At 74.9% G+C, this 4,595-nt stretch carries 4 protein-coding genes; all 4 read right to left on the reverse strand.

The genetic code is table 11. From position 1 onward, the window contains the following. The coding region (locus ACFXA3_RS36135; protein ID WP_385194275.1) for a condensation domain-containing protein at positions 1-1,423 on the reverse strand (1,423 nt) is incomplete at its 3' end. Positions 1,424-1,555: 132 nt separating this feature from the next. Beyond that, a complete protein-coding gene (locus tag ACFXA3_RS36140) occupies positions 1,556-2,512 on the reverse strand; it encodes an aromatase/cyclase (RefSeq protein WP_385194277.1) in 957 nt (318 codons plus the stop codon). Between the two features lie 111 nt (positions 2,513-2,623). Further along, positions 2,624-3,583, reverse strand: coding sequence for an aromatase/cyclase (locus tag ACFXA3_RS36145; protein WP_385194279.1), 960 nt, complete (start codon positions 3,581-3,583; stop codon positions 2,624-2,626). Beyond that, on the reverse strand, positions 3,583-4,422 hold the full coding sequence (locus ACFXA3_RS36150; RefSeq protein WP_385194280.1) for an SDR family NAD(P)-dependent oxidoreductase: 840 nt from the start codon (positions 4,420-4,422) through the stop codon (positions 3,583-3,585). Before ACFXA3_RS36150 ends, ACFXA3_RS36145 begins: the two co-directional genes overlap by 1 nt. Between the last annotated feature and the right edge of the window lie 173 nt (positions 4,423-4,595).

The following is a 4,595-nucleotide window of genomic DNA, read 5'->3' on the forward strand; positions in this document are numbered from 1 at the left end:
CCCGTATCCGGGAGGGGAACTCCCGCAGCAGCAGCGCGGTCCGGCGCACGGCGTCCGCGGCGTCGGCCGCGTCGGTGATCCGCGCCCGGTCGTGCACCCCGGTCAGCACCAGGCCGCCGTCGCGGTCGTGGTGGGCGGTCACCGACAGGGCGGAGCCGCTGTGCGCGGCGACGGTCTCCGGCGGGGTCACCCGGATCCCCTGGGCGGCGAAGTCCTCGTCCAGCGGATCCGGGCCGGTCGCCGCCGGCGGGTCGAAGGCCAGCAGCGTCTCGGTGAGCGGTGCGTCCGGCTCCCGGCCGCTCCACGCGTGCACCTGCCCCATGGAGACCCACTCGTACGCGGCGAGGTCGAACGCCCGGTCGCCGAGGTCGGCGAGCAGCCGGGCGAACGGCTCACCGGGGTCGACGTCCACGGACATCGGCAGCGGGTTGCGCAGCGGGCCGGGCAGCCGGGAGGCCCCGTCCAGCGGAATGCCGCGGCCGGACACGGCCATCGCGAACGCCACCGGGACCGGTCCCGGGCCGGGGACGGCCCGGCGCAGCTGGAGGGCCCAGGCCGCCTGGAGGGCGGTGCTCTCGGTGACGCCCCGCCCGGCGGCCCAGTCCCGCAGCCGGGCGGCCTCGTACGGGTCCAGCCGGGCGGTGGTGCGCACGAACCCGGTCCGGCCCCGGGACCGGGACCGTCCGGGGTTCCCGGCCGGCGGCAGGGTGGCCGATCCGGCGGGCGGCGCGGCCGCGGACCAGAACGCACGGGCCGGGCCGCGGTCCTGGCCGGCCAGCCAGCGCAGGTGGTCCCGCAGGTCGGGGCGGCGCTCGCCGCCGGTGGCGGCCCCTTCGGCGAGGTAGGCCCGGGCGAAGGCGCGCAGCAGCAGACGTACGCTGCGGCCGTCGAGCAGGGCCTGGTGGTACGTCAGGATGACCCGGGTCACACCACCGGCACCGCCCACACCACCGGCACCACCGGCACCACCGGAACCAGCGGCACCACCGTGTTCGTCGAGCAGTGCGATGCGCAGCGGCCCGGGCCGGGTCAGGTCGAAGTCGCGCTGCCGCTCGCTCAGCAGCAGGGCCTGCCAGTCGGCGGAGCCCTGCGGGTGGCGCACCGGCTGCGCGACGACGCGCGGGTGCACGACGACGCGCGGTCCGCCGCGGGTCCCGTACGGGGCGAACGCCGCCCGCAGCACCGCCTCGCGGTCGTGCACGGTCTGCCACGCGGCCTGGAACCGCCGGGTGTCCAGGGGCCCGTACCAGCGCCAGTGCAGCTGTCCGACGTGCAGTCCGGAGCCGGGCCGGGCGGCCATGGCGTCGAGCAGCACCTCGCGCTGCCGCGCCCCGGCGGGCAGTCCGGGCCCCGGGTGCACGGGGTCCGGGCGTCCGGGCCCGGGGTGTGCGGGCGGGCCGGTCCGCTCGGAGCCGACGCTCATCCTCTCCCCCTCGTCTCGGCCTCGCACTTCAAAGGGGTCGAGTATGCGCGGGGTTCCCACGTTTCGCTGACGCGCGCCTGACACCCCGCCGGAGTTCCGGCGGAGCCGGGCCGTACGCGCCGCGCCCCGGTGTCAGAGGGTGCGGACGGCCGTCTCAGCGTGCTGTTTGGCCAGGCCCAGGGTGGCGGCGCTGTTGCGGCCGAGCGCCTCCCGTACGTACCGGCGGGCCGCCGCCAGGTCCGCGCCGGGGCCGAGGACCTGCTCGACCGCCTCCTCCCGCAGCAGCACGCTGTGCTGGGAGACGGCGGTGACGCTGCGCTCGTCGGGGATCAGCGACCACTCGCCGGTGTGCGCGGCCATCAGGGCCGGGGTCGCCGTCTGCTTGTAGACGATGCGGCCGGCGTGCGGGAAGCACACCCGCACCGACTCGGTGGTGTGCGCGGAGCCGTCGGCGGTCACCGTGTCCATGCTCAGCAGCTGGACGCCCGGCTCGTCCTCGGTGACGGTGGCGCGCGCGACGTGCGGGACGCGCTCCGGCCAGTCGGCGGCCCCGTAGAGGAACTGGTAGACGAGTTCGGCGGGACCGTTGACGCGTACGGAGTCCTCGAAGGACAGCAGCAGGCCGTCGAGCCGGGTCCAGCGCTCCGCGGCCTCCTTCAGCGTGGCCAGCTGGGCGCGGCTGTTGGTGTCGGTGGCCTCCTTGGTCCAGTCGACGTCGGCGGGCCGGTCGCCGGCGACGGCGAAGTCGTGCAGCAGGACCAGCCGGGAGCGGTCGGTGCCGCGCGGCTCCACGATCCAGCTGCCGCCCATCGAGACGACGGGGGCGGCGGGGACCTCCTGGCGGAAGTCGATCCGCAGCCGGGGCGCGTCCAGGCTCCGGCGCGAGAGCCAGGACTTGACGGTGCCGTTCGCGGTGACCCAGATGTGGAACCGGTCCTGGGAGCCGTCGAAGTCGAGCCGTTCCACGTGGATGCTCGACGGGAAGAACAGCGGCCACTGGGTCGTGTCCGCGAGCAGCCCGTAGACCACGCCCGAGGGCGCGTTCACGTCCACGGAATAGGACGTGCGGTGCACCTGCTGGACCGACATCGCCACACCCTTCCCTCACAAGTGATCAAGAGTCTGTCCGTACCGGCCTGAACTCCGCTCGAAACGCCCTGGAGTCCGGGCCTCAGCGGCTCCGGGCCCGTCGCCCGGGCCTCAGCGCGCGAGCGCCGATTCCGCGTACTGCTTCGCGTACGTCATCGTCGCCGTGCTGTTGCGGCCGAGCGCCTCCCGTACGTACCGGCGGGCCGCCGCCAGGTCGGCCGTCGGCCCCAGCACCTGCCGCACCGCCTCCTCGCGGAGCACGACGCCGTGCCGCGAGGTGACGGTCGAGCCGTACGCGCCCCCGGTGACGGTCCACACCCCGGTGTGGGCGGACATCAGGGCGGGCGTGCGGGTCTGCTTGTAGACGATGCGGCCGGCCGCCGGGAAGCACACCCGCACCGATTCGGTGGTGTGCGCGGACCCGTCGGCGGTGAGCGTGTCCATGGCCATGACCTGGACGCCGGGCAGCTCGTCGGGCTCGGTGAGCTCCAGCCGCGACACGTGCGGCAGCAGCTGCGGCCACTGCTCGGCCCGTTCCAGGAAGGCGTAGACCAGCTCCGGCGGGGCGTCGACGCGGACGGTGTCCTCGAAGGACATCACGAGGTCGTCGAGGCTGCTCCAGCGCTCGCCGAGCGCGGTCAGGTTCCCCAGCTCCGCACGGCTGTTGGTGTCGGTGGCGCGCTCGACCCACTCGACGTCCTCGGCCCGGTCGCCGCCGACGGAGAAGTCGTGCAGCAGGACCAGCCGGGAGCGTTCGGCGCCCAGCGGCTCGACGATCCAGGTGCCGGTCATCGCCGACAGCGGGGCCGCCGGGACCTCCTGCCGGAACTCGATGCGCCGGGCGGCGGCGTCGAGGACGCGGCGCGAGGTCCAGGACTTGACCCGGCCGTTCGCCGTCGCCCACATCCGCAGCCGCTCGTGGACGCCGTCGAACTCCAGGCGCTCCACGTACACGTTGGGCGGGAAGTACAGCGGCCACTGCACGGGGTCCGCGATCAGTCCGTAGACCACGCCCGCGGGGGCGGCCACCTCGGTCTCGTGCACGGTGCGGTGCATCCGCTCGGCCGCCATCAGAAGTTCCCCAGCCCGCCGCAGACGTTCAGCGCCTGCGCGGTGACGGACGCGGCGAGGTCCGTGGTCAGGTAGCCGACCATGGCCGCCACCTCCTCCGGGGTCGCGTAGCGGCCCAGCGGGATCTTCGCCTCGAACTGCTCCTGCACGTCCTCGGTCGTGGTGTCCCAGGCGGCCGCGTAGCCGGCCCGTACGCGCTGCGCCATCGGCGTCTCGACGTAGCCGGGGCACACGGCGTTGACGGTGATCCCGGCCGGGGCCAGCTCCTTGCCGAGGGCCTTGGTGAAGCCGACGACGGCGTGCTTGGACGCCGAGTAGGGCGCGCCCAGCAGGACGCCCTGCTTGCCGGCCGTGGAGGCGATGTTGATGATCCGGCCCCAGGGGGCGCCGTCGAGGCCGCCGTGCTTGAGCACCTCCCGGGTCAGCAGGAAGACGCTGTTCAGGTTGGTGTCGATGACGTCGTACCAGAGCTCGTCGGTGATGCCGGCGGTGGGACCGCCGCCGCTGCGCCCGGCGTTGTTGACGAGGACGGAGACCGGGGCGTCCCACTCCGCGACGGCGGCGGCCACCAGCTCGCCGACCGCTTCGCGGGAGCGGACGTCGGCGGCGGTGCCCGCGACGTCCATGCCTTCGGCGCGCAGCTCCTCGACGGTCCGCTTGACGTTCTCGGGGGTCCGCGCGCACAGGAACACCCGGTGTCCGCGGCGGGCCAGGTCCCGTACGACCGCCAGGCCGATCCCGCTCGTGCCGCCGGTGACGAGGGCGACCGGCCGGTCCGGTGCCGTGGACGGCGCCGGCCGCTGCGCTGTCGTCGTGTCCGTCGTGGACGTCGTGGTCATCGTTGAGCCTCCAGAACCCGTGGTGGGAGTTCGACCGTGTCGCGGAGCACTGGAGGTGCGGTGGAAGCGGGATCGAGGGCCGGTACGGGTTCTCCCGCGCCGGGGTCCGCCACCGGGGCGGCCCGCGGGCCCAGCGGGGCCAGGGCCCGCGCGAGGGCGCGCCGGGTCAGGGC

It is taken from the genome of Streptomyces sp. NPDC059456 (assembly GCF_042750055.1).
GTDB lineage: Bacteria > Actinomycetota > Actinomycetes > Streptomycetales > Streptomycetaceae > Streptomyces.

Bases quoted from the DNA above. Each gene is read 5' to 3' on its own strand.
- ACFXA3_RS36150 (WP_385194280.1), bottom strand. From the start codon at position 4,422: ATGACCACGACGTCCACGACGGACACGACGACAGCGCAGCGGCCGGCG.
- ACFXA3_RS36140 (WP_385194277.1), bottom strand. From the start codon at position 2,512: ATGTCGGTCCAGCAGGTGCACCGCACGTCCTATTCCGTGGACGTGAAC.
- ACFXA3_RS36145 (WP_385194279.1), bottom strand. From the start codon at position 3,583: ATGGCGGCCGAGCGGATGCACCGCACCGTGCACGAGACCGAGGTGGCC.